The organism is Pseudoxanthomonas sp. 68-E7, from assembly GCF_057773145.1.
The window spans coordinates 38275-60636 of record NZ_JBYMTI010000008.1; the positions used below are offsets into that span (position 1 = coordinate 38275).

Consider the following 22362-nt stretch of genomic DNA (forward strand, 5'->3'; position numbering starts at 1 on the left):
CACCGATGGCCGGCGCTGGCGACATAGTGAACGCCATGAACGAAACCACGCCGCCGCGCATCCTGATCGTCGATGACGACATTCGCCTTCGCGATCTGCTGTGCCGCTATCTGCGCGAATCGGATCTGCACGCGAAGGGTGTCGCCGATGGCCGGGAGATGGACGTCGCGCTCAGCAGGGATCACTACGATCTGGTCGTCCTCGATCTCATGTTGCCGGGCGACGACGGGCTGGCCCTGTGTCGTCGGCTGCGCTCGCAGGGCGACACCACGCCGGTGATCATGCTCACCGCCAGGGGCGACGACGTGGATCGCATCGTCGGACTGGAGATGGGCGCGGACGACTACATTCCCAAACCGGTCAATCCGCGCGAACTGGTCGCCAGGATTCGCAGCGTGCTGCGCCGATCCGCCCGTGTCCCGGGCGCGCCCGCGGAGGGTTGCGTGCGCTTCGGCGACTTCAGCCTGGACCTGGCGGCGCGGACCCTGCATCGGCGCGGACGCCCGCTGCGGATGACCGGCGGCGAATACGCGGTGCTCTCGGTGCTGGTGCGCCACCCGCACATGACCCTGAGCCGGGATCGCCTGATGAGCCTGGCGCGCGGCCGCGGCCTGGATGCGATGGGGCGCGGCATCGACATCACCATCGTCCGGTTGAGGAAACTGGTCGAGGACGATCCGCGCCGGCCACGCGTGATCCAGACGGTCTGGGGCGCCGGTTATGTCTTCGTCCCGCCGGCGGAGGAAGCATGAGGGCGCGCGCAAGGGGCCCGTCGACGGTCTTCGGCCAGCTGGTGGCGGTCATCTCGCTGTGCCTGCTGGGTGCGTTCGTGCTCACCTTCCTGCTGGTGCGCGAGTTGTGGATCCGGCCGGCGGCGGATCAGTCGTATCGGGTGATGGACGGCTTCGCGCGGACGATTGAAACACTGGCCCGCAAGGAACCGCTCGAAGCCACGATGAGCCGGCTGGAGGACGCCGGCCTGCGCCTGCGGATCGAGCCGCCCGTGGATTCCCGTCCGCGCCTGGCCCCTTACCTCCGCGAACTGGCGTCACTGCCCGGTGCGGACGGTGCGCCGTCGCGCGAGATGCGCGTGGCCGACGGCCCCGGCGGGCGACCCGTCCTCTGGCTGAGGCTGGAAACCACTTCACCGCTATGGATTTCATTCGCGCGGGAGCGGGCGGACGGCGAGGTCCGCTGGCTGCCGATCCTGATCCTGTGCGCATGCGCGCTGGCGGTCCTGGTGGCGGCCGGATACTTCGCCCGCCGGCTGGTGGTGCCCTTGCGCGATCTGGCCCTGCATGCCCCCGCCATCGTTCGTGGCGAAGGTCCCCGCGTGCCGCTGCCCGCGGCGTCGCGCGAGGTGGCCGAACTGGCGCAGGCGCTCGCCGGAGCCGGTGACGGGCTTCGCACGATGATGGACGAGCGCCACCTGATGCTGGCCGGCATCTCGCACGATCTGCGCACGCCGATGATGCGCCTGCAGTACGCGGTCGAACTGCTCCCGGACACCGATCCCGAACTCCGCGCGGGCGTGCATCGCGATATCGAGGAAATGGACGGCATCCTCAGGCAGTTCATCGCCTATGCCCGCGATGGCCGGGACGAGGCGCCGTGCGTCCTCGACCTGGTGGCGATCTGCCGACAGGCGGTGGTTGCCGTCGGTGGGGACTGGCAACTGGCGCTTCCCGACCAGGCCTGGCTGCGCGGCCGGCCGATGGCGCTGCTGCGTGCCGTGGAGAACCTGATCACCAACGCGCTTCGCCACGGCGCCGCGCCTTATCACCTGCGGGTGCGTCGCGAGGGGGACGCCTGGTGCGTCGAGGTGATCGATCACGGAGCGGGCCTGCTCGATGGGCGCCCGCATGACGCCCGCAAGCCCTTCGTCCATGACGCCTCCCGCGGTGGCAGTGGCCTTGGCCTGGTCATCGTCGAGCGGATCGCCGCCCAGCATGCGGGTGATCTGCAGCTCATCCCGCACCTGCCGCACGGGCTGCGGGCCACCCTGCGACTGAAATCGAACCAGGAATGATCATGCCGCTTCCGATGCTGCGCGCGCGCCTCTTCGCTGCCGCCCTTGCCCTCCTGCCGATCCTGGGCCATGCGGCCGAGACGCATCTTCCCGCCGGCACGCGGGTGCTTGCCGACATCGCCTATGGAGACGACGGCAGGCAGCGGTTCGACGTCTATCTACCGCCGGGGGCGGAGAACGCACCGGTGCTGTTCATCGTCCACGGTGGCGCATGGCGGAATGGCTGGAAGGATCATCCCGGCCTGATCGCCAACAAGGCGTTCCACTGGATTCCGAAAGGCTACGTGATCGTGTCGACCGGCTACCGCCTGCTCCCGGAGGCGGACCCGCGGATCCAGGCCGACGACGTGGCACGGGCGATCGCGAAGGCGCAGCGGCTGGCCCCGGCCTGGGGCGCCGATCCGGATCGCTTCATCCTGATGGGCCATTCGGCGGGCGCGCACCTGGTGGTGCTGCTGGGATCCAATCCGGCCCTGCTGGCGGCCCACGGGGCGCGCCCGCCGCGCGGTGTCGTGTCCCTGGACAGCGGCGCGCTCGACGTCGTCGGGATCATGCAGGCCAGGCCGCATCTTTCGCTGTTCGACGATGCGTTCGGCGACTCCCCGGCGTACTGGAGGGCGGCGTCGCCGCACCACGCGCTGGTCCGGGGCGCGGCACCGATGCTCATCGTGTGCTCGTCGCGTCGTCGGGACGCCTGTCCGCCGTCGTGGCGGTTCGCGCGCAAGGCCGCCGGGCTGGGTACGCGCGTCGAGGTGATGGAACAGGATCTCTCCCACATGGCCATCAACCGCGAACTCGGCCTGCCGGGCGCCTACACGCGACAGGTGGATGCCTTCATCGCGGACATCGACGGCTAGATGTGCGCTTGCATGCGCGCGCTGCCTCGATCCTTTTTCCGGAGCCCGAATCGATGTCCCTGTTCGCATGGACCCTGGCCCACGCCCTCGCCATCGTGGCCGTGACGCCCGTCGGCACGCCCTCCGCAAACCCGGTATATGCGCGCGGCTGGTCGGCCACCCACGCCGACGCGTCCAACAGCGACTACAGCCCGGTGGCCGGCGCTTCGCGCATCACCCACGCGTGGTCGCGCAGCTTCGGCGGCCTGATCAACCTGGGGCCGACCAGCGACGGCGAAGGGCGGCTTTACCTCACCACCAGCGGTCCGGGCTGCCGGCTCCATGCGCTGGATCGGACGACGGGCCGGACGATCTGGTGCACCGAGGCAGTGGACCGGCTCGCGGTCGCCTCCTCTCCCCTGCTCGACGCCGAACGCAACCTGTATCTCGCCGATGGCGCGGCCATGCATTCATTCCGGACCGACGGCGGCGTCCGCTGGCGGTCGCCCATCACCGGGTTCCCGCTCTCGGCGCAGTTCACGCCCGACGGCGATCTCATCTTCGTCACCCATGTGGGTGTCGTCTATCGACTGGATCGCGGGACCGGAAAATCCGTCGCCGACCCCATTGCGTTGATCCCGAATCCCGCCTTCGATTCCTCCTCCGGCGCACTCGCCTGCATGCGGGGAACACACGCATGCCCCGGCGCGAACACGCCGGCGGTGGATGCACGCGGCGGCAGGTTGATCTTCACCTTCTGGACGCCGGGCGCGGCGGCGGCCGGCATCCGTTCGATGAAGATCCTCGCCGATGCCGGGGCCAAGGCGGTCGTCGCCGACTGGCGCAACGACACGCTGCCGGGCGGGAGCGCCGCCAGTCCAAGCCTGTCGGCCGACGGTACGCGGATCTATCTGACCGACAACGCGCACCGGCTGCGGGCGCTGGACATCCGCACCGGTGAACAACTGTGGAGCATCGACATCGGCTATCCCGCGGGGGGCAGCCCCTCGGTCTCGCCCGAGGGCATCATCATGCCGGCCGGTGGCGGCGAAGCGCCGCTGATGGCCGTCCGCGATCTGGGCGATCGGCCACAGCTACTCTGGCGCCGGCAAGGCCTCCGGAACCGGGGAATCGCGACACAGGCGGCGCAGCACCGCGCCTATGCGACCGTCGCCGGGAATGGGGGTGCGCTGGATCTCGTCGTCGTCGATACCCGCACCGGCGAGATACTCGACAGGGATGCGCTGCCAGGCAAACCGATGTTCACCGTGGGGACCACCGTGGATACGGACGGAACGGTCTACGTGCCTTCGATACGGGGCACGCTCCATGCCTTCCGGCCCGAACGTTGACGTCCTTCGGCACGCGCAAGCCAGGCAGGTTCGTTTCCCGGACATTCCGCGCCCAATGTCCGCCACCCTTCATGGGAAGATGCCCGGCATGGGCCCGGACGACTCCACCGAAGACCCGCGCTGGCGGCGCGCACACCAGGATCTGCTGGCGGCGTTCTTCTCGCTGGTGCTCAGCCGCCGCTACCACGAAATCCGCGTGGCCGACGTCCTGGAGCGCTCCGGCGTCAGCCGCTCGACCTTCTACGAACATTTTCGCAACAAGGACGAACTGCTGGCCGCCAGCCTGGCCGATCCCTTGCGGATCCTCGCCGGCCTGGTGCGCGCCGATGCGGATGCCGGCAGAGTCCAGGCCATCCTCGAACACTTCTGGCAGAACCGCGCGCTCGCCCGCAGCCTGTTCCAGGGCACCGCGCTGCGCATCGTCCGCCGCACCCTGGTCGGCCACGTCGAAACCGCGCTGGTTCGCGGACAACGCAACCATCTGCGGATCCCCCCACGGCTGGCCGCGCATGCGCTCGCCGACGGCATGCTCTCGCCGCTCATCGCCTGGTTGTCCGGCGAGGCGAAGTGCGCGGCTGCCGATCTGGCGCTCGCCCTGCGACTGACCACGGCCGCTTCGGCGCATGCACTGCTGACGGGCCACCCACCCCATCCCGACCACGGAGGATCCGCGTGAAGATGCAAGGCCTGATTCCCATGCTGCCGGTCCGCAGCATGCCCGCCAGCGTGGCGTTCTACGCAAAGCTGGGTTTCCACGTGGAGAACCGCAACGACGCGTGGCGTTGGGCGATGCTGGCCTTCGACGGATGCCGGCTGATGCTGGACGAATCGATCAACCAGCCCCCGGACGCCCCGCGCACCTCGGTGATCTACCTCTATCCGGACGACATTTTCGGCTACCACCGCGAGGTGCGCCGGCGCGGGCTGGAGGTGCCGTCGATCACCCATCCGTTCTACGGCATGAGCGAGTTCCGGATCGAGGATCCGGATGGCAACCGCCTGTGGATCGGGCAGAAGAACGAAGCCGTGGACTAGGGCGCCCGCGGCATCGCCCGCGATCCCCGCCGCAACCGGAAAGACAGCCGGAGGATGACGCTGCCGACGGGGGTCGGTACCATCGCGCGGGGTCTTCCCGCCTCCGAGGCGGTCAACACGCGGCCGACAGACAGGACACCATGGCAGAACGAAAATATGGCGAACCTGCGCCGAAGACCGTCGACACGATCGCGGGCGCGGACTGGTACGGCCGCGAGCTCAAGCGCCAGCGGTTCGAGCGCACGCTGTTCGCCGACCTCGATCTGACCGAGGCGATGAATACCGGCTCGGTCTTCAACGAATGCACGTTCCGGCGGGCGCGCTTCAACGGTTCCGTGCATGACCGCGGCGCCTTCACCAATTGCACGTTCGTGTCGTGCAATTTCTTCGATGCCCGGTTCAACGACTGCAAGTTCGTCGGCAGCATGTTCAACGGCTGCCAGTTCGACTGCATGCAGGTGGCGGGTGGCGACTGGTCGTTCGCCGGCCTACCCGGCGCGGACTTGCGCCGCGCCGGTTTCAAGGACACCCGCCTGCGCGAGGCGGACCTGACCGGTGCACGCTGCCAGGGCGGCAGTCTCCGCGACGTGGACCTTTCCGGCGCATGGCTGCACAGCGCCGACTTTTCCCGCTGCGATCTGCGCGGCTCCGATCTAAGCGCCCTGGAACCCGGCAACAGCCAGATCAAGGGCGCCATCATCACCATCGACCAGACCTTGGCGATCGCCGAGGCACTGGGACTGGATGTGCGCGTGGAATAGACGCCAGCGCGCGACACAGGTTCGGCCACTCCCGCTGCAAACGCGTTCGTCAGCTCGATGACCGTTGGGCGTGCCGGGTGATGAACCTCGCGATGATGGCGGCGACCGGCGCCGCATGCGTCTCCAGCAGGAAGTGCCCACCGTCGAGCACATGCGCTTCCATGCGCGGCAGATCCTTCATCCAGGACACCGTCTCGTCGATTTCGAAGAACGCATCGTGGCGTCCCCACACCATGACCGCGGGAGGTTGCCGGTCGGCCAGGTATTTCGCAATCACGTCGAACCGTTCGACGTACTTGCCGTAGTCGGCCAGGAGCGCGCGTTGGGTCGCCATCCGGCCGGGCAACTGCATGACCCGCCAATCCTCCTCCCAGACCTGCGGCGGGATGCGCGCGGCCACGTCGTCGGGGACGCCGGCCACATACTGGTCGCGAACGCCTTCCTGGTTCAGGAAGGTAATGGCCGCCGCCTCGGTCTCCTTGCCGGGGTGTTTCCAGAAGGCGAAGGTGTTGTCCCACTGCGGCGCGAAACCGCTGCGGTGCGCGTTGGCGTTCTGCACGATCAGGCCCAGCACCGCGTCCGGTTCGCGCATGGCGATGTGCAGGCCGACCGGCGCCCCCCAATCGTGCAGGTAGACGAACCTCGGCCCGGCATCCAGGTGGGCCAGGAGTTCGAATACCGCTTCTCCGAAAGCCTCGAACGAAACGGTTTTCAGCGGTTCGGACTCCCCGTACCCGGGCAGGTCGGGCGCGATGACGAACGCGCTATCCGCCCATGCGGGAATCACCTCGCGGAAAGTGTCGGCGGAACTGGGGAAGCCATGCAGCAGCAACAGCGCGGGCGCACGCGGATCGCCCGCGGTCACGAACGCAAGCTGCGTCCCATCGGCCAGGCGCAGGTATTGGCGGCGCAGGTGTTGCATGGGCCCTCCGGCGGTCGCGGCAATAATCGGTTTCCGGCTATAGCGCAGCGAACGTCACCACGTCGTGATGCGTCGCGCCTGGAAAAGAGGTGCAGGTCCGCCAACCTATGCAGTCACCGGTCGCGTCCCGCCGTCGCCTGCGCGAAGCAGGCACGACTTCGCAAGCGGCTCCGTCCGCTGCCGTGCCCGGTTTTCAGGGTGGGATACGAGCAGCAGGAAGATCCTGCGACGCAACTTCGATCATCGCCGGGACATGGTTCCAAAGCCCATGCGCTGGCGGATGATTCCACGCCTCTGCCGCCATGTCGCCGCCGCGACGTGCAGCCCCGCCAGTGCCAGCAGGGTCCAGGCGCCGTACACGTGCACGTACCAGGCGATGGCCCGTCCGGTTTCGTCCGCTTCCGGTGGAACGAACAGGGCCGGCACTTCGAGTCCACCGAACAGGCCGCGATCCGCCCCCATCCAGACCCAGATGACGTGGCCGCTGATCGGCAGCACCAGCACCAGCAGGTAAAGCAGGCCGTGGACCACGGCCCGGATCCGGCGGCGCCACCGGGATTCACCGTCATCCTCGCCGGGCAACGGCAACACCAGGCGCAGGCCGAGGCGCATCAGCATCAGGCCCAGGATCATCACGCCCAGCTTGAAGTGGCAGGAAAACAGGACATCGGACAGCGCGCGCGGAGTCCCGTGCTCCGCAGCGAATCCCAGCGCGATCTGCGCCGCCAGCAGCACCGCCAGCAGCCAGTGCAGCACCCGCAGGGCGAGCGGATAGCGCTGCGGGGACGCGGCTTTCATGGGGCGCATCCGGGATAGTCCGGAATGTGCCTGCCCAGCACGATGTCGCGGCGCGCCCGCCAGCCATCGGCGACGCGCTCGGGCATCACGATGCCGGAGCCGCCGCGCCCCTGGTCCGCCTTGCGCGCGGCCGCGGGGGTCAGGCGTGGATCGTCGCGGAACAGCACGTCATCGATGTAGTACAGCGCGCAACCGCTTTCGATCACGTAAAGGTGGATGTGCTGGGGCATCCGGGTGCCCGGATAGCTGCCGGGACGGATGCTGAGGAAGGTGTAGTTTCCGTCGGCGTCGGTCGTGGCCCACGCGCGCAGCCGGCCATGCCGGCGGGCGCCCGGATCGGCGTCCGATTTCTCGCCCGGATAGACGCCCCGCTGGTTGGTCTGGTGCGCGTAGACGATCACGCCCGGCCGCGGGCGCCCCTGCGCGTCGGTCACGCGCCCGGTCAGGCGCAGGCGTTCGCCCGGCTCTTCCTCGGGCGCCAGGCGGGCGACCGCGGGCGACTGGGCCGGCATGCCGATCAGCGGCACTTCGCAGTCCTCGCAGGGCAGGCCGACCACGGGCGTGGTGCCGGCATCGGCGCGGGAGCACGCGGCCAGCAGCAGGAACAGGGCCGGAATCCGCGCGATATCCGCGGCGAGGCCCAGGGCGCGGGGTGGAGTGGGGGGCATGGCGGCTCTCCTCGGGAATGTGCCGATGAAGAGCGGGCATCGCGGTGCGGCGTTAACCACGCCCGCCGTGTTAACACTGTGCCCCCGGATTCCCTCTACTCCCGGGTCACTCCGACTTGTCAGGACATGAAGGCCGCGATCCCGCCCGAGGACATCACCAGGCAGGTGCAGGATGCCCGACGGGGATCGCAGGCGGCCTTCGCCTGGCTGTACCGCACGTTCGCGCCGCTGGTGCATGCCATCCACCTGGGCACGAACGCACGCTCGCGCGCCGATGACCTGACCCAGGAAACCTTCGTCATCGCCTTCGGCAAATTGGATCAGCTGCGCGAGCCTGCGCGCTTCGGTCCCTGGATCGCGATGATCGCGCGTAGGACCCGGCCCGCGGCCACGCTCGACGCGCGGGAGCTTGTCGATGCCGATGATCCGGCCTGGCCGGGCGCGGGACCCGAATCCAGCGCGCAGGCCAGCGAGGCGCTGCGCGCCATCCGCGATCTGCCCGAGGCCTACCGCGAGACCCTGATCCTGCGCCTGGTCGAGGGCCTGAGCGGTCCGGAAATCGCCAGCCTCACCGGACTGACGCCGCAGTCGGTCCGGGTGAACCTTCATCGCGGCATGAGCCGGTTGCGTGGCGCGCTGGGTATCGCCAGCCGGCACGAGGAGAGCGCCGATGGTTGAGACACCCGATCCGCTGTGGGACCCGAACCTGCCTGGCGACACCGAGCTCGAACGCCTGGGCGCGCTGCTGGGAACCTATCGCCACGTGCCACGGGTCGGCATCGCCTGGCCACGACCGCGCCCGTCGCGGGTCCGCAGGCGCCGTGTCGCGCTGGCCGCCGCCGCCGCGCTCGCCGCATGCGTGGCCGGCGTCGCCGCCTGGGTGCCCTGGCGCCTGCAGTGGAGCGAACACCGCCAATGGGCGATCGAGGCAAGCGCCGAAACGCTTCCACGGACATGGAACGTCGGCCAGACCCTGGCCACCTCCGCCTCGCAGTCGACCACGGTCCGGATAGCGCGCATCGGCCGGATCGAGGTGATGCCGGGGACGCGGATACGGCTTTCGGATACGCGCACGGGCCATCATCGCCTGGAACTACTGGAAGGACGCGTGCGCGCGCGGGTCTGGGCCCCGCCCGGTCATTTCGGCATCGCCGCCGGCGACGGTGAAACCGTCGACATGGGGTGCGCGTTCGAGATCACCCGCAACCCGCGCGGCGAAGGATCCATCCACGTGACCAGCGGCTGGGTGATGCATCGCGTGGGTGGACAGGAAACACTGGTGCCGGCCGGCACGATCCTCGATTTCGACGACGCGCGCAGTGGCATTCCGCTGGCCATCACCGCCAGCGCCGGCTTCGGCGATGCCGTCGCGCGACTGGATCGGGCGATGTCGGAAGGACAGCGCCCGTCCGGCATCGAGGCGATGGTCGCCCGCCAGGCCGCGGCGTCGGACCGGTTCACCCTGCTCACCCTGCTCACCCGCTATCCGGCGCTGGCCTCCGGACCGATTTACCCCCGCCTCGCCGCGATGTTCGGCGAGCCCGCACCGGATCCCGCCCACCGCGACGCCTGGCGGCACGGCAGCGTGCATGCGATGAATCGCTGGTGGGAACAGATTCCGCGGCCACCGAAGGCGTGGTGGCTCAACTGGCGCGATGCGCTGGGATGACCGCGGTCCGGTGCGTGGATCGCCTATTCGGCATCCCCGATGCGCGTATCGATCGCGATCCAGTTGGTCTCCCAGTTCCGTCCGCCGTCTTCCGAGTAGGCCTGTTCGAAGCGGATGGAATCGGCATTGATCGGTACGACGACGAAACGGACCAGGACGGCCTTGCCGTCGAGATCTTCCACGCCGTGGAACTCGCCGCGGCCGTCGCGGAAACCGCCATGGACCGGACGGGTCAGGGCGCCGCTGCGCACGCCGGCGTAGTTCAGGCTCCACTGGCCCGCCTGCGGGTTGTACAGGCGCAGGCTCACGCCCTCGATCGTTCCGGCCGGTCCCCGCACGCGCAGTTCGACCAGGTTGGCGCGTCCGTCCAGCACCTTCCGTACCACGCTGGTACCCGAATATTCGATCCACGCCTGCGATCCGGACAGCGGCTTGGCCAGGCGGCGCAGTTCGGTCTTCCAGGTGCCGATTTCCCAGTCGAAATCCCGTTGGCCATCGGCCGGCGCGGCCGGTGCGGCGGCCTGCAGCGGTTGCATCGGCGCGCTCATGGCCAGCAGCGCCGTGGCCAGGCAGATTCCGCCCAGCCGGGTCCGCGCGGAATTTTGCATCGTCTCGTCCCGTCTCCCATGATGGCGGCACGATACGAGCGCGCGTTCACCATGAACAAGAAGGCACCCGCAGGTAACTCCATCCGGCCCAATCCACTGGAAGGCTGTCCGCTGGCGGCGGCCTTCACCGCCATCGGCGGCAAGTGGAAGCTGACCCTGCTGTACTGGCTGGCGCGGGGCGAACTGCACTTCGCCGGCCTGCATGGCCGGGTCACGCCGATTTCGCGCAAGGTACTGACCGAACAGCTGCGCGAACTGGAAGCCGACGGCCTGATCGATCGCATTCCCACCGGCGCGGTGCCCGCCCCGGTGATCTACCGGCTGACCGAATACGGCAGGACCCTGCTGCCCGTCGTCGAAGGCGTGCGCGCGTGGGGCGAAACCCATTTGCGGCGCATGTCGGTGCAGCCGCGGTCCGACGGCATGGGGTGCGGCACGCGGATCATCTAGCGGCCCCGGCCAGGCCGTTCATCGCTGAATCCGGGTGCAGTGTTCCGAAACGATCTGCCAGGTCCCGGCATCCCGAACCAGCGTGATGCTGCATCGCTGATCGTCGCGGAAGGGGCGTCCTTCGAAGCTGCCGTTGCCGATCCAGCGGGTGCTCGCGACGGCGACGTTGCCACTGGCATGCACGACGACCTCGACGCGTTTGGCCGCTTCGAGCCGGTAGCCTGGGGAAAGCATGAAGTCCAGCCAGCGGGCGCGCGACCATTCCCCTCCTTTGGAGGTGAAGTACACAAACCCCGGGGCTATCAGGTTTTCGAGTGCCGCCTTGTCGCGGGCGGCCCAGGCGATGTCATAGCGCGCGATCGCGTTCCCCGGAGAGTCATCCTCCCGGGCGCCGGCGACATCCATTGCCGGTGCACGGGACAGGAAGGCCAGGCAACACGCAAGGAATCGAATCTTGATCATGACGGCTCCGGATCGTTGCCCGGCCATGCTTCCAGGGCCGGGTCACCTGCTTGCCACCCATGCGGCGGGCCAAGCCCGCCTTGTCCCTTCTCGGCGCGGAGGATGCTACGGAGCGCTGCCGCATTCCGCGCTGTCCATGTCCATCCAGATGAACTCGAAGATGTGGCCATCGGGGTCGGCCACGCACCGGTTATACATGAATCCCATGTCCAGCCGTTCCCGGACATCGGACTGGCCGCCCGCGCCCGCGCCGGCTTCCACCGTCGTGTCCACCGCTTCCCTGCTGTCACGCGTGAGGGCGATGAGCACCTCGCTGCTCGCCTGTGCGTTGGCGATTTTCCTGGGCGTGAAGGTGGCGAAGTAGTCGTTGGCCAACAACTGGAACGTGATGGTATCGGACCAGACCATGCTCGATGCCTGGTGGTCGCTGAATTGTTCGTTCTTCGCGCACCCGATCGCCTCGTAAAAATGCGTGGAGGCGGAAAGATCGGTCACAGGCAGGTTGATGAAGATCATCTTCGGCATTGCGTTTCTCCGTATTTGACTGGAGAACGGCCCGCTGTGCGGCGGCGGTCGTTCGCCGGACTCGACGCGCTCACTGCCAGTTCGACGCGAAGCCGATATCGGATTCCGCGGGAGGGGGCCAAGCCGTCGCATGGTGCGGAAGAGACTAGGCTGGAACACCGGTGCCTTGCTGGCACCGATCCGGTCTCATTTTCAGGCCATGCGGCCAGGCCCATCCGGTCCGTCGCCGGGCGCAGGGACGCCTTCATCCGGACGATGGCCCGTCCCTTCGGCCCGCGACCGGCAACAGCCACATCGACGCGGGCAACGCGGAAATTACCGCCGGCGCTTGCGCGGGCCGCCGGTCGACACCGGATCCCACTCAGTGGGCAGCCTGATCCTTCAGCCAGCGGATCACGGTGTCGACTGCCTGCCGGTTGGCCACCTTTCCCGCGCCCGGATCCCGGGGACGCACGAGCCAGTAGGCATCGGGCACCCTGACTTCGAGATCACGGAATGGGCGGATCAGCGCACCACTTGCCAGGGCGCCTGCCGCCAAGCGCCCGCGCGCCAGCGCAACGCCCTGTCCAAGTTCCGCCGCCTGCAACACCAGGTCGGACGATGCAAGCCGCGGCCCTCGTCCGATCGACAGGTTCGCCGGACCATGCAGCTGCAGCCAGCGGTCCCATCCCGCCGTCGGATCGCGATCGTGCAGGAGACGGACATCGTGCAGGCACGCCACATCATCGGTGCCGCCGGAAGCCTGCCAGTAGCCCGGACTCGCCACCGGATACAGGCGGTCGTCCATCAATGGCTCGCTGCGGACGTTCGGCCAGTTGCCTGCCCCCATCCTCACCGCCAGGTCGATGCCGTCGGACGGCAGATCCAGTTCCTGGTTTACCAGCACCGACAGTTCGACGCGCGGATGCGCGCGCTCCAGCGCCGGCAGGCGTGGCAGCAGCCAGCGCGTCGCGAACGACGGCGCTACCGTGACCGTCACCGAGAACGAGCGGCGCACTTCGCGCGTCGCGCGGGTGGCCGCCAGCATGTCCTCCAGCTGGACGACAACCCGCCGCCCCAGTTCGGCTCCTTGCCGGGTGGGCGTCCACGATGCGGCGCCGCGTTCGAACAGCGGCACGCCCATCCATGCTTCGAGCTCCGCCAGATGCCGGCTCACCGACGAGTGCGAGACACCGAGTTCGCGCGCGGCCGCACGTACGCCTCCGTGCGCGTACACCAGTGCGAACGCCCGAAGCGCATTCAGGGGCAGGGTCTTCATGGTCTGATTATTAGACCACCCGCACGCACGCATGCGCCAGCCCCGACGCCCAGAATCCCCGTCGACCTCATTGCCCATGACGCGCGACATGCTCTCCAATGCCTTCGTGGCGGCTGCCGGCCTGCTGCTGGTTGCCGCCCTGACCCCCGGCCCCAACAACTTCGTCGTGCTGCGCGCCGCCGCGGGCGGCGGCGTTTCCGCCGCATGGCCCGCCATTCTCGGCGTGGTGTCCGGCGGGATCGTGATGCTCGGCTTCGGCGTCCTTGGCCTGGCGACCGTCTTCTCGCAATGGCCGTTCCTGCGGGTGACGATTGCAACGGGAGGTGCCGCCTATCTTTGCTGGCTGGCGATCGGCCTCATGCGCACCGGCACCGGCGACGGCGGGCACGCTCCGCTGCCCACGGGCGCGGTCGGGCTTTTCGTTTTCCAGTTCCTCAATCCGAAAGGCTGGGTGATGGTGTTGTCCGTCGTGTCCGCATTCCCGCCACTCGGGATGTCGACGACTTTCATCTGCCTGGCACCTGCGTTCCTGTTGATACCCACGGCATGCCTGTGGCTCTGGGCGATCGCGGGGCGGTATCTCGCCACGCATGTCCGCGAGCCCGTCGTCCGCCGCCGGATCGACCGGGTCATGGGCATGGCCCTGCTTGTGAACGCGGTGCTCCTGTTGCCCTGAATCAACCATCGGAGACAAAAACCATGCAGATCGACCACGCCGCCATCCGCGTGCTGGCCATCGCCGGCAGCCTGCGACGCGAGAGCTACAACCGCCGTCTTGTCGAAGCCGCGGCCGCAATCGCGCCACCGGGCATGTCCCTGTCGGTGTACGAAGGCCTGGCGGAAGTACCGTTGTTCGACGAGGACCAGGAGGCGGCGGGTGTCGACGGTCCGGATGGCGTGCGCCGTCTTCGCGAGGCGGTCATGGCGGCGGACGGACTGCTGATTGCCACGCCCGAGTACAACCAGTCGTTGCCTGGGGTCCTCAAGAATGCGATCGACTGGCTTTCCCGCCCGGGTCCAAACGGGAAGGAGGTCCTGGAAGCCAAGCCCATCGCCATTGTGGGGGCCACCACGGGGCCATGGGGCACGCGGATCGCCCAATCGCAACTGCGCCACGCCCTGGCGGCCACCGGTTCCCTGACACTGCCTGCGCCGATGTTGTTCGTGCGCGACGCAGCGCGCGCATACGACTCCGTTGCCCGACGCTACGATGACGCCACGCGGGACAGGCTGCACGCCGTTCTCGACGCCTTCCAGGCCTGGATCAGGCTGTCCCGGCCAACGGCCTGAACACGCTACGCGGGCATGTCGCCCGCCTCATCCTGCAACCATTGGCAGAAAGCCTCGACCGCCGGGTCGGGTTCCGGCCCATCGCGACGGGCGAGCCAGAAGGCATACGCATTGTCCAACGCCGGGCCAAGCGGCCTGATCAGACGGCCGTGGCGCAGATCATCGGCCACCAGGGGCGCGATCCCCAGCGCAATGCCGTGTCCCGCGACGGCAGCCTCCTGCGCCAGGTAGTTGCTGGCAAAGACGGGCCCGCCGGTGGCATCCACGTCCACCGCCCCCGTCGCGCGCAGCCAGCCGGACCAGTCCGGTACACCGGGGCGCCCCGCGGAACTCTCGTCATGCAGCAGCGTGTAGTGGCGCAAATCCCCGGGCACCGCCAGGGGGAATTCCACACTGGCGAGCAACGAAGGCGAACAGACGGGAAACACCTGCGCCTTCATCAGCGGATCGACGCGCAATCCCGGATAGTCACCGGTTCCATAGCGGATGCCGACATCGACGTCGCCGCGGACAAGATCGGCGTGTACATCGCCGGTATCGACGCGCACGCGGATATCCGGCCGCGCGTGGTGAAATCGATGCAGCCGCGGCGCCAACCATTTGGCGGCGAACGATTCCACGGTCGATACCCGCAGGTCCGCCACGGTCCGCGCCATCGTGCGGTCGAGCGCCAGATCCAGTTGCCCGAACAACTCGCCCAACGTCGCCGAAAGGGCCCGGCCTTCGGGCGTCAATTCCACCGAGCGATGGTTGCGCCGGAACAGCGCGACGCCCAGGTAGGTTTCCAGGTGTCTGACCTGGTGGCTCACCGCCGCCGGGGTCACGAACAACTGTCGCGCCGCGGTGTTGAAGCTGAGATGGCGCGCCGCCGCCTCGAACGTGCGCAAGGCATTGAGCGGTGCGGGGTGGCGGGACTTCATGGAGGCATGGGTCGGCGGCAGCTGGCATGCATCGTATCGCTTTAGTTTTTCTAATGCGAACGGGAAAAACAACTCGTTTGCCGCTCCACATCGTCTTCGCGACCATGTCGCTCCCAACGAGGGCAATCGCCATGCGCATCGAAGAACCGGATTCCCATGTACTGATGTTCGTCGGCGAGGAAGTCGAATCCGTCGCCACGGCGTTCATCCACGGCGACGAGGTTCTGCTGGTCGATTCGCTGGCAAGCGCACGCGACGCCGCCTGGCTGCGCGATGTGATCTGCGGACAGATGGGGAAGACCGTGCGCGTCCTGGCGGCGACGCACTACATGAGCGATCACATCGCCGGGATGTCGCTGTTTCCGGATGCCCTGTTGCTTGCCCATCGGTATCACCGCCACGCATTCCTGTCCCAGGACCTGCGCGCCGATGCGTTCTACCGGGAACCGGACCTGGTATTCGACGACATGACCCTCCGCTGGGGAGCGCATGAGCTGCGCCTGCTCCACAATCCCGGCAAGACGATGGATCACCTGAGCGTGGACGTGCCGACCGCCGACCTGGTCTGCGCGGGTGACAACATCGTCGGCAACATCGTCTATCTGTCGAAGTCGGACCCGGCGCTGCTGCATGCGGCCATCGACCGCATCCGCCGGTTCGGTCGGGCCAGGGTCATTGGCGGCCACATGGGCATGTTTGGCGCCGAGGTCCTGGACAACGCGCTGCACTATCTCGTTCGACTGAGGGACAGGGTGGTTTCCCTCCGTGCCAATGCCCCGTCATCGGCGGTCGATTCCCTCATCGCCGACATCCGCATCGAGGACTGCCTGGCGCCGCAGGTGCAACCCTCGCCCTTTGAGCGCGAATGGCACGGCAACAACCTGGGCGTCATCGTGGCGCAATCGATTTTCGGGCTCGATGCGGCCTTGGCCTCGCGGAGGCGCGTCGCATGAACCAGGGCGCGGAGAAGCCATCCCGCCGCGAAAGCCGCCGACGCTTCCTGGCCAGCTGCGCGGGAGTGGCGGCGGCGGCGGCGCTGCCCGCGGGAACGGCAGGGTCGTCGAGCCGCAGCCCGGCATTGCGCGCCCAGCGCATGGCCTGGGCCGGCATTCGCCTGCAACTGCCGCATGCGAGCTTGTTCATCGATCCATTGACGAATCCGGACGCCTGGGGCGACGCCCTCCCGGATCGGCTCGTTCCCGTGGGCGACGGTGGAGGAGAAACCAGCGTGCTGATCACCCATGCCCACCCGGATCATTTCGACGCCAAGGCGGCCTCCGCCGCGTTGCGTCACGGCGGCGTGCTGGCATACCCGGCGGGCATCCAGCCCTTGCCCGTTCCCGACGGCGCTCGCGTCAGGCCCAGCCCGCTCTGGGAGCCGCAACTGCTGGGCGATTTCACCGCCACGCCCGTCCCTGCGTCGGATGGCTACGGCGACACCCAGGTGTCCTGGGTGGTCACCGCAGGCGGGCGACGCATTTTCCACGGAGGGGACACACTCTGGCACGGGCATTGGTGGCGTATCGGCCGCCAGTTCGGACCATTCGATGTGGCATTCCTGCCCATCAACGGTGCGCGCTTCGGCTGGCGCGAGCCCGTCAGTGGACTGCCCGGGGTGTTGACGCCCGAACAGGCCGTGGCCGCCGCCACCCTCCTCGGTGCCCGCGTCCTGGTGCCGATCCACTACGGCATCACCGGCATGAAGGAATACAAGGAGGTGATCGATCCGCTCGGCCAACTGCGGAAGGCCGCGCGCGAACGGCGCGTGGAGATCCAGCCGTTGGCGCCGGGAGCATGGCTGGACTGGCGCTAGCGCCACCGACGAATCTCCCGCATCGGGGATGGGCTGTTCATTCGGCCACGGCCACGCCGCCGTTCAATGCTGCCCCGGCCGCCGAACGACCTGGCGCGAAGCAAGCATCCCGTGTCCGCCAAGCCGGGGGCGGGCTCCTTGCTTTCCCGATCCTCGTTCCGTCCTCCGCCCTCATGCCGGACGTCCGCCGGATCGACCATGAAGACGCTTCGAGCGGAGTTCACCCCATGGTCGAGTTCGCTGCGAAGCCAACTGTCGCCCAGGCGCACGCCAGTACGTCGGAAGCAACCGCTCTTCACGACCGGACCACGCGGGCGGCCGCAGGCTCCGCTGGCACCGTGCCGTGCTCCGGACACTCTTCCCATGATGCGCCTCTCGCTTCCAGGGCTGCTCCTCTCCGCGTCGTGCTTGCTGGCAGCCACGGCCGTGTCGGGCCACGCGCAGGCCGCCACCCACACGGTGGCCAACTGCAACGACGCCGGTCCCGGCAGCCTGCGCGCGGCCGTGGCCTCGGCCACGGGCGGCGACGTCATCGATCTGCGCGGCCTGGCCTGCAACCGAATCGTGCTTGCCGGAGGCACCGTGTACTTCGGCCAGGACGATCTGACCTTCAAGGGGCCCGGCCGAAGCCGGCTGTCCATCGATGGCAACTGGATGGGCAATCGCGCCATCGAGCATTGGGGCCGGGGCACCTTGCGCATCGAGGACCTGTCCATCGAGAACGCGCGCGACGAGGTCGGTTTCTCCCAGGATGCCGGTGGATGCATCCGTTCGCTGGGCAACGTCGAGCTGATCCGTTCGCGGGTCCACCATTGCCTGCTGGTGGTGCGCGATGACGTGTACTGGACCGAGGAAGGCCGCGGCGGCGCGATCTACGCCGCCGGGAATCTCCTGATCGATCGCAGCATCGTGTCCGATGGCCATGTGATGACGTTCGGCTACGGCGGTGCGGTCAACGCGGGCGGCACGGTGACCGTCCTGGACAGTGACATCCGCGACAGCTCCGCGTACTACGGCGGCGGCATCGCCGCGAACGGGCTGACCCTCCGGCGTTCGCTGGTGAGCGGCAACCGCGCGCGCGTGGGCGGCGGCGTGCATGCCGAGGGCGCGGTGCTGATCGAGGACACCACGATCGCCGGCAACATGGCATCCGAACCACAGCACCCGGCCCGCGATGAAGCGCTGGCCGCCGGCGGCCTGAGCGCCTACTCGGGTCCCATCATCGTCAACAGCACCTTCAGCGGGAATTCGGCCGAGTACTGGGCGGCGATGTTGATCCAGGGAGAAGGCACCCGGATCCTCAACAGCACCATCGCATTCAACCAGAACACGCTGGACTGCCGGGGTGCGGTCCGTTCGATACTCGAGCTCGACCTCGAAAGCACCATCGCCGCCGCCAACACGTGCTCCGGCGCAGCGGCGCCCGACCTCTCCGTGTACATCGGCGGCGTGATCGGGGCCCGCAACCTGATCGGCGCTTCCAGCGCCACGCTGCCCGCCGACACGATCAGCGCCGACCCGATGCTGGCGCCGCTCGCCGACAACGGCGGACCTTCCCCCACCCACCTGCTCCAGCGCGGAAGCCCGGCCATCGATCGTGGCAGCAACCTGCTGGATCTTCGATACGACCAGCGTGGCCGCCCGTTCGCGCGGGTGCGCGGCGGCGCGGCGGACATCGGCGCCACCGAGAGCCGTTTCCGCGCCGAATGAGCCTGTTCCGCGCGATGCCCCGGCCTGCGATGCACCATTCGCCACCGCCGGCAACGCGGGTGTCCGGAGCCTAGGCGTCGTGCGCGATCTCGCCATCCGGATTGACGCCATGACCGTCGGTGCCACGGTCGCCGGCAGCGAGCACCTGCCGTCCCTGTTGCTGCTGCATGGCTGGCCACACTGCCGCCGGCTCTACCGGCCCGTGATGGAGGCCCTGGGCGAACAGGCGCGGGTGATCGCCATCGACCTGCCGGATATCGGCGACTCGCGCGGGGCGCCGCCCGGCTTCGACAAGCGCACCCTGGCCGACATCGCCATCGCCGCGGCCGAGCGCCTGGATGCGCCACGCCCGGTCGTGGCCGGCCTCGATGTCGGCGGAATGATCGCGTTTTCGGCCGCCCGCGATCATGGCCAGCGCATCGCCGGCGCGATGGTGATGAACACGGTGGTGCCAGGCCTGCCGCCCTGGGAAAAGGTCATCGCCAACCCGGCCATCTGGCATTTCGCCTTCCATCAGTTGCCCAAGCTGCCCGAAGCGCTGGTGTCGGACCGGCAGCGCATCTACTTCGATTTCTTCATCGATGCCTTGTCGGACAACGCCAAGGCCATCGGCGACGACATGCGCCAGCGGTTCGCCGACGCCTACCGGCGGCCGGAAGCACTGCGCGCCGGGTTCGAGTGGTACCGGGCCATGCCGGAAGACGCCGTTCGCAACCGCGAACGCGTGGCCATCGACATACCCGTCGCCTATGTCCGCGGCGACGCGGACCATGCCGATCTGCAGGCCTACCTGGACGGGCTTCGTGCAGGCGGCGTGCTCAACCTGGTCGGACATACGATTCCGGAATCCGGCGAGTTGCTGCCGCTGGAGAATCCGTCGGCCTTCGTCGACAGCGTCCGTGGATTCATGCAGCGGGTGCGGGCATCCGGCGATTGCGGCTGACCTCGCGCATCCACCCATCGCGTTGGCCGGCGATCACCCGCCAGTCGGCATCGCGGGCATTTCCATGTTTCGCCGGGCCCGTGGCACGCCTTATCTGGCCGCGGGCAGTCCCGCGCCCACCGGCGGATCCAGCCAGGGCATTCCATCCTCGCGCCAGTTCACCGGCTGGATGCGTGGGGAACGCCTGGCGGTGCATTTCATGTCCGGCGCCGGATTGGCGTGGTACACGATCCAGGTGGAGCCGTCGGGCATGTCGAAGAAACCGTTGTGGCCGGGCGCGTGCACGTTGCCCGCAGGATTCTTCGCCAAGATGGGCTCGCGCGATTTGGACCACGACGCCGCATCCAGCGGATCGCTTCCCGGGCGCGCATGCAGCAGGCCGATCGCGTAGTCATCGGACCAGCAGGCGCTGCCCGAGTAGGAAAGGAACAGATCGCCCTTGGGCCCGGCAAGGAATTCCGGCCCTTCGAGGATCTGCCGCCCCCCTTGCCGCTCCCAGGCCTGGTCCGGGCGCGCGATGATGGTTTCCTCGCCGGCCAGCGTCCAGGGATTGGACATCGCCACGATCGCCAGCACGCTGTCCGGCCCGACGTAGGGCGAGTACACGAAGTAGCGCTGTTCGCCCACGCTGAAGGTGGTGCCGTCGATGCCGGGATGGCGGGTGGCCAGCCGGCCGCGATCCTGCCACTGGCCGGTGGTCGGATCGGCGTTTTCATTTTCCAGCACGAACACGCCCCGGTGATCGTCGTCGTCGTGGCCGCTGGCGGCCGCGGTGTAGTACACGTACCACTTGCCGTCGATGCGGTGCAGTTCCGGCGCCCAGATCGACTGGGCGTTCGGCCCGGTCGCCGGCGGTCGCCAGATCGTCGTTTCGGTTGCCTCGGCCAGGCGCGCGAGATCGCGGGTCTTGCGGATGGCCAGGCGATCACCGTGCGTGCCCATGTAGTAATAGGTGTCGCCATCGCGGGCGATCCACGGATCCGGGCCGGAGGGCAGCAGCGGATTCTGGAATGCCGGCGGTTCACCGGCATGCGCTGCCGTTGCATGCAGCAGGATTGCGGCCAGCAACAGGCGCGCGGACCAATGGGACATGCTTCCTCCTGGGAATCGGGTCGCAGCCAGCGCCGCCGGACGCCTCACGCAGCCGCGGAAAACGATGGCATCCGACCGGTTTGCATCGGGCCGTCCAACTAACCATATAATCCGACAATATACAAGCGACCACCGCGCGGGCCCCGGCGCTGGATCGCACCGCCCACATTCGAGTCTTGCCATGAGCCATTCGCACGCGGACCCCATCGTCGGAATCAACTGGGGCAGTTCCAATTTCAGGGCCTACCTGATTGCCGCCGATGGGCGGATGGCCGATACCCTCGAATCCACCGCGGGCATCACCACGCTCTCGCGCGAAGGCATGATCGAAGCCGCGCACCAGGTACGCGCTCGCTGGCCGCAGGCCGGCGCCGTCTACGCGGCCGGCATGATCGGCTCCAACATCGGCTGGGTGGATGCGGGATATGTCGACTGCCCGGCGGACATGCGCCTCCTGGGCGACAGCCTGGTCCCTACGCGGATCGGCGACCTGCCACTGCACATCGTCCCCGGCCTGGCCTGCGTGCGCGAGGCCGACGGTGCGCCGGACATCATGCGTGGCGAGGAAACCGAACTGTTCGGCCTGCTCGCCGCCGACCGCCTCGGCGGCGCGCCGGTGGTCGCCCTGCCCGGCACGCATACCAAATGGGTACGCCTGCGCGATGGACGGGTACGCGATTTCATGACCGCGATGTCGGGAGAAATCCATGATCGCCTGTCCGCGACGGGCCTGCTCGCTTCGGTGGTGGAAGGCCCCGGCCACGATGGCCCGGCTTTCGAACGGGGCGTACGCGCGGCCGCGACGCGCACCCTGGGCCTGGGCGCGCTGCTGTTCGGCGTGCGCGCGCGGGTGATTCGGGGCGTGCTGGCGCGCGCGGATGCCAGCGCCTACCTGCGCGGGCTGCTGATCGGCTCGGAGATCGCCGATGCGCTGGCGCTGTTTCCCGAGCTGCGGGGCGCCAGCGTGCCGCTGGTCGGCTCGGCGCCCGTGTGCGCCCTGTACCAGGCCGCGCTGGCGGCGCTGGGCGTCGCATCGACGCCGGTGGCCTCCGCCGATGCCGTCGTTCGCGGCTTCGCCGGCCTCCATGCGATGCGTGGCTAGGCCCCCCGGCAGCATCCTTCGTCCCCGGTGTCCGCTCTTCGGCGCACGTGAAACCCGGTTCTTTTCCGGTGTGCTGCGCCGCAACGTGCATATTGTCTGATTATATGTTTTTGTAGCAT

The 22362-nt window shown here is 68.3% G+C and carries 26 protein-coding genes; 17 read left to right on the plus strand and 9 right to left on the minus strand.

Annotated elements, in window-relative coordinates; translation table 11 throughout:
* The first annotated feature begins 35 nt into the window (after positions 1–35).
* The 7 genes from ompR (at position 36) to AC3DE2_RS18060 (ending at position 6013) form a co-directional block, all read left to right on the plus strand.
* A complete protein-coding gene (ompR, locus tag AC3DE2_RS18030; RefSeq protein ID WP_295382608.1) occupies positions 36–752 on the plus strand; it encodes an osmolarity response regulator transcription factor OmpR in 717 nt (238 codons plus the stop codon).
* Positions 749–2029, plus strand: coding sequence for an ATP-binding protein (locus AC3DE2_RS18035; protein ID WP_488427274.1), 1281 nt, complete (start codon positions 749–751; stop codon positions 2027–2029). The genes ompR and AC3DE2_RS18035 overlap by 4 nt, the downstream gene beginning before the upstream one ends.
* Before the next feature lie 2 nt (positions 2030–2031).
* Positions 2032–2886: an alpha/beta hydrolase gene (locus AC3DE2_RS18040; RefSeq protein ID WP_488427275.1), complete on the plus strand. Its 855-nt coding sequence runs from the start codon at positions 2032–2034 to the stop codon at positions 2884–2886.
* A 53-nt stretch (positions 2887–2939) separates the two neighbouring features.
* Positions 2940–4217, plus strand: a complete 1278-nt coding sequence (locus AC3DE2_RS18045; RefSeq protein WP_488427276.1) for an outer membrane protein assembly factor BamB family protein — start codon at positions 2940–2942, stop codon at positions 4215–4217.
* Between the two features lie 55 nt (positions 4218–4272).
* Entirely contained in the window at positions 4273–4893 is a 621-nt protein-coding gene (locus AC3DE2_RS18050; RefSeq protein ID WP_488427277.1) for a TetR/AcrR family transcriptional regulator, read from the plus strand.
* 2 nt (positions 4894–4895) lie between these two features.
* Positions 4896–5252, plus strand: a complete 357-nt coding sequence (locus tag AC3DE2_RS18055; protein WP_488427394.1) for a VOC family protein — start codon at positions 4896–4898, stop codon at positions 5250–5252.
* A gap of 140 nt (positions 5253–5392) precedes the next feature.
* Positions 5393–6013 (plus strand): pentapeptide repeat-containing protein, encoded by a 621-nt coding sequence (locus AC3DE2_RS18060; RefSeq protein ID WP_488427278.1) that lies wholly within the window; start codon positions 5393–5395, stop codon positions 6011–6013.
* A 49-nt stretch (positions 6014–6062) separates the two neighbouring features.
* Here the strand turns inward: AC3DE2_RS18060 and AC3DE2_RS18065 are convergent, their stop codons facing one another.
* The 3 genes from AC3DE2_RS18065 to AC3DE2_RS18075 form a co-directional block, all read right to left on the minus strand.
* Positions 6063–6935: an alpha/beta fold hydrolase gene (locus AC3DE2_RS18065; protein WP_488427279.1), complete on the minus strand. Its 873-nt coding sequence runs from the start codon at positions 6933–6935 to the stop codon at positions 6063–6065.
* Between the two features lie 240 nt (positions 6936–7175).
* Positions 7176–7733: a cytochrome b gene (locus tag AC3DE2_RS18070; RefSeq protein ID WP_488427280.1), complete on the minus strand. Its 558-nt coding sequence runs from the start codon at positions 7731–7733 to the stop codon at positions 7176–7178.
* On the minus strand, positions 7730–8401 hold the full coding sequence (locus tag AC3DE2_RS18075) for a dioxygenase family protein (RefSeq protein ID WP_488427281.1): 672 nt from the start codon (positions 8399–8401) through the stop codon (positions 7730–7732). The genes AC3DE2_RS18070 and AC3DE2_RS18075 overlap by 4 nt, the downstream gene beginning before the upstream one ends.
* A gap of 126 nt (positions 8402–8527) precedes the next feature.
* Between AC3DE2_RS18075 and AC3DE2_RS18080 the strand changes: the two genes are divergently transcribed.
* Both AC3DE2_RS18080 and AC3DE2_RS18085 read left to right on the plus strand, forming a co-directional pair.
* Positions 8528–9079, plus strand: a complete 552-nt coding sequence (locus tag AC3DE2_RS18080) for an RNA polymerase sigma factor (RefSeq protein ID WP_488427282.1) — start codon at positions 8528–8530, stop codon at positions 9077–9079.
* Positions 9072–10070 carry a hypothetical protein gene (locus AC3DE2_RS18085; protein ID WP_488427283.1) on the plus strand — a complete coding sequence of 333 codons (999 nt, stop codon included), beginning with the start codon at positions 9072–9074 and terminating at the stop codon, positions 10068–10070. Before AC3DE2_RS18080 ends, AC3DE2_RS18085 begins: the two co-directional genes overlap by 8 nt.
* A gap of 23 nt (positions 10071–10093) precedes the next feature.
* Here AC3DE2_RS18085 and AC3DE2_RS18090 read toward each other — a convergent pair whose 3' ends face one another.
* Positions 10094–10678: a hypothetical protein gene (locus AC3DE2_RS18090; protein WP_488427284.1), complete on the minus strand. Its 585-nt coding sequence runs from the start codon at positions 10676–10678 to the stop codon at positions 10094–10096.
* A gap of 51 nt (positions 10679–10729) precedes the next feature.
* Here AC3DE2_RS18090 and AC3DE2_RS18095 point away from each other — a divergent pair, with 51 nt between their 5' ends.
* Complete coding sequence (locus AC3DE2_RS18095) at positions 10730–11128, plus strand: winged helix-turn-helix transcriptional regulator (RefSeq protein WP_295383094.1); 399 nt, start codon at positions 10730–10732, stop codon at positions 11126–11128.
* An 18-nt stretch (positions 11129–11146) separates the two neighbouring features.
* Here the strand turns inward: AC3DE2_RS18095 and AC3DE2_RS18100 are convergent, their stop codons facing one another.
* The 3 genes from AC3DE2_RS18100 to AC3DE2_RS18110 all read right to left on the minus strand — a co-directional run bounded on the left by AC3DE2_RS18100 (position 11147) and on the right by AC3DE2_RS18110 (position 13373).
* Complete coding sequence (locus AC3DE2_RS18100; protein WP_488427285.1) at positions 11147–11590, minus strand: nuclear transport factor 2 family protein; 444 nt, start codon at positions 11588–11590, stop codon at positions 11147–11149.
* 105 nt (positions 11591–11695) lie between these two features.
* Positions 11696–12115 carry a VOC family protein gene (locus AC3DE2_RS18105; protein WP_488427286.1) on the minus strand — a complete coding sequence of 140 codons (420 nt, stop codon included), beginning with the start codon at positions 12113–12115 and terminating at the stop codon, positions 11696–11698.
* A 361-nt stretch (positions 12116–12476) separates the two neighbouring features.
* Positions 12477–13373 (minus strand): LysR substrate-binding domain-containing protein, encoded by an 897-nt coding sequence (locus AC3DE2_RS18110; protein WP_488427287.1) that lies wholly within the window; start codon positions 13371–13373, stop codon positions 12477–12479.
* A gap of 76 nt (positions 13374–13449) precedes the next feature.
* Between AC3DE2_RS18110 and AC3DE2_RS18115 the strand changes: the two genes are divergently transcribed.
* Both AC3DE2_RS18115 and AC3DE2_RS18120 read left to right on the plus strand, forming a co-directional pair.
* Complete coding sequence (locus AC3DE2_RS18115) at positions 13450–14049, plus strand: LysE family translocator (RefSeq protein WP_488427288.1); 600 nt, start codon at positions 13450–13452, stop codon at positions 14047–14049.
* Positions 14050–14072: 23 nt separating this feature from the next.
* Positions 14073–14663: an NADPH-dependent FMN reductase gene (locus tag AC3DE2_RS18120; RefSeq protein WP_488427289.1), complete on the plus strand. Its 591-nt coding sequence runs from the start codon at positions 14073–14075 to the stop codon at positions 14661–14663.
* Between the two features lie 5 nt (positions 14664–14668).
* On the opposite strand, the gene gcvA is transcribed toward AC3DE2_RS18120, so the two are convergent.
* A complete protein-coding gene (gene gcvA, locus AC3DE2_RS18125; protein ID WP_488427290.1) occupies positions 14669–15583 on the minus strand; it encodes a transcriptional regulator GcvA in 915 nt (304 codons plus the stop codon).
* 26 nt (positions 15584–15609) lie between these two features.
* Here gcvA and AC3DE2_RS18130 point away from each other — a divergent pair, with 26 nt between their 5' ends.
* From AC3DE2_RS18130 to AC3DE2_RS18145, 4 genes are all read left to right on the plus strand, one after another.
* Positions 15610–16536, plus strand: coding sequence for an MBL fold metallo-hydrolase (locus AC3DE2_RS18130; RefSeq protein ID WP_488427291.1), 927 nt, complete (start codon positions 15610–15612; stop codon positions 16534–16536).
* Positions 16533–17396, plus strand: coding sequence for an MBL fold metallo-hydrolase (locus AC3DE2_RS18135; RefSeq protein ID WP_488427292.1), 864 nt, complete (start codon positions 16533–16535; stop codon positions 17394–17396). The genes AC3DE2_RS18130 and AC3DE2_RS18135 overlap by 4 nt, the downstream gene beginning before the upstream one ends.
* Positions 17397–17804: 408 nt before the next feature.
* Positions 17805–19106 (plus strand): choice-of-anchor Q domain-containing protein, encoded by a 1302-nt coding sequence (locus tag AC3DE2_RS18140; RefSeq protein ID WP_488427293.1) that lies wholly within the window; start codon positions 17805–17807, stop codon positions 19104–19106.
* A 109-nt stretch (positions 19107–19215) separates the two neighbouring features.
* A complete protein-coding gene (locus tag AC3DE2_RS18145) occupies positions 19216–20049 on the plus strand; it encodes an alpha/beta fold hydrolase (RefSeq protein ID WP_488427294.1) in 834 nt (277 codons plus the stop codon).
* A 90-nt stretch (positions 20050–20139) separates the two neighbouring features.
* On the opposite strand, the gene AC3DE2_RS18150 is transcribed toward AC3DE2_RS18145, so the two are convergent.
* Positions 20140–21141, minus strand: a complete 1002-nt coding sequence (locus AC3DE2_RS18150; RefSeq protein ID WP_488427295.1) for a glycoside hydrolase family 43 protein — start codon at positions 21139–21141, stop codon at positions 20140–20142.
* 181 nt (positions 21142–21322) lie between these two features.
* Between AC3DE2_RS18150 and AC3DE2_RS18155 the strand changes: the two genes are divergently transcribed.
* Entirely contained in the window at positions 21323–22243 is a 921-nt protein-coding gene (locus AC3DE2_RS18155) for a 2-dehydro-3-deoxygalactonokinase (protein WP_295383080.1), read from the plus strand.
* The last annotated feature ends 119 nt before the right edge of the window (positions 22244–22362 follow it).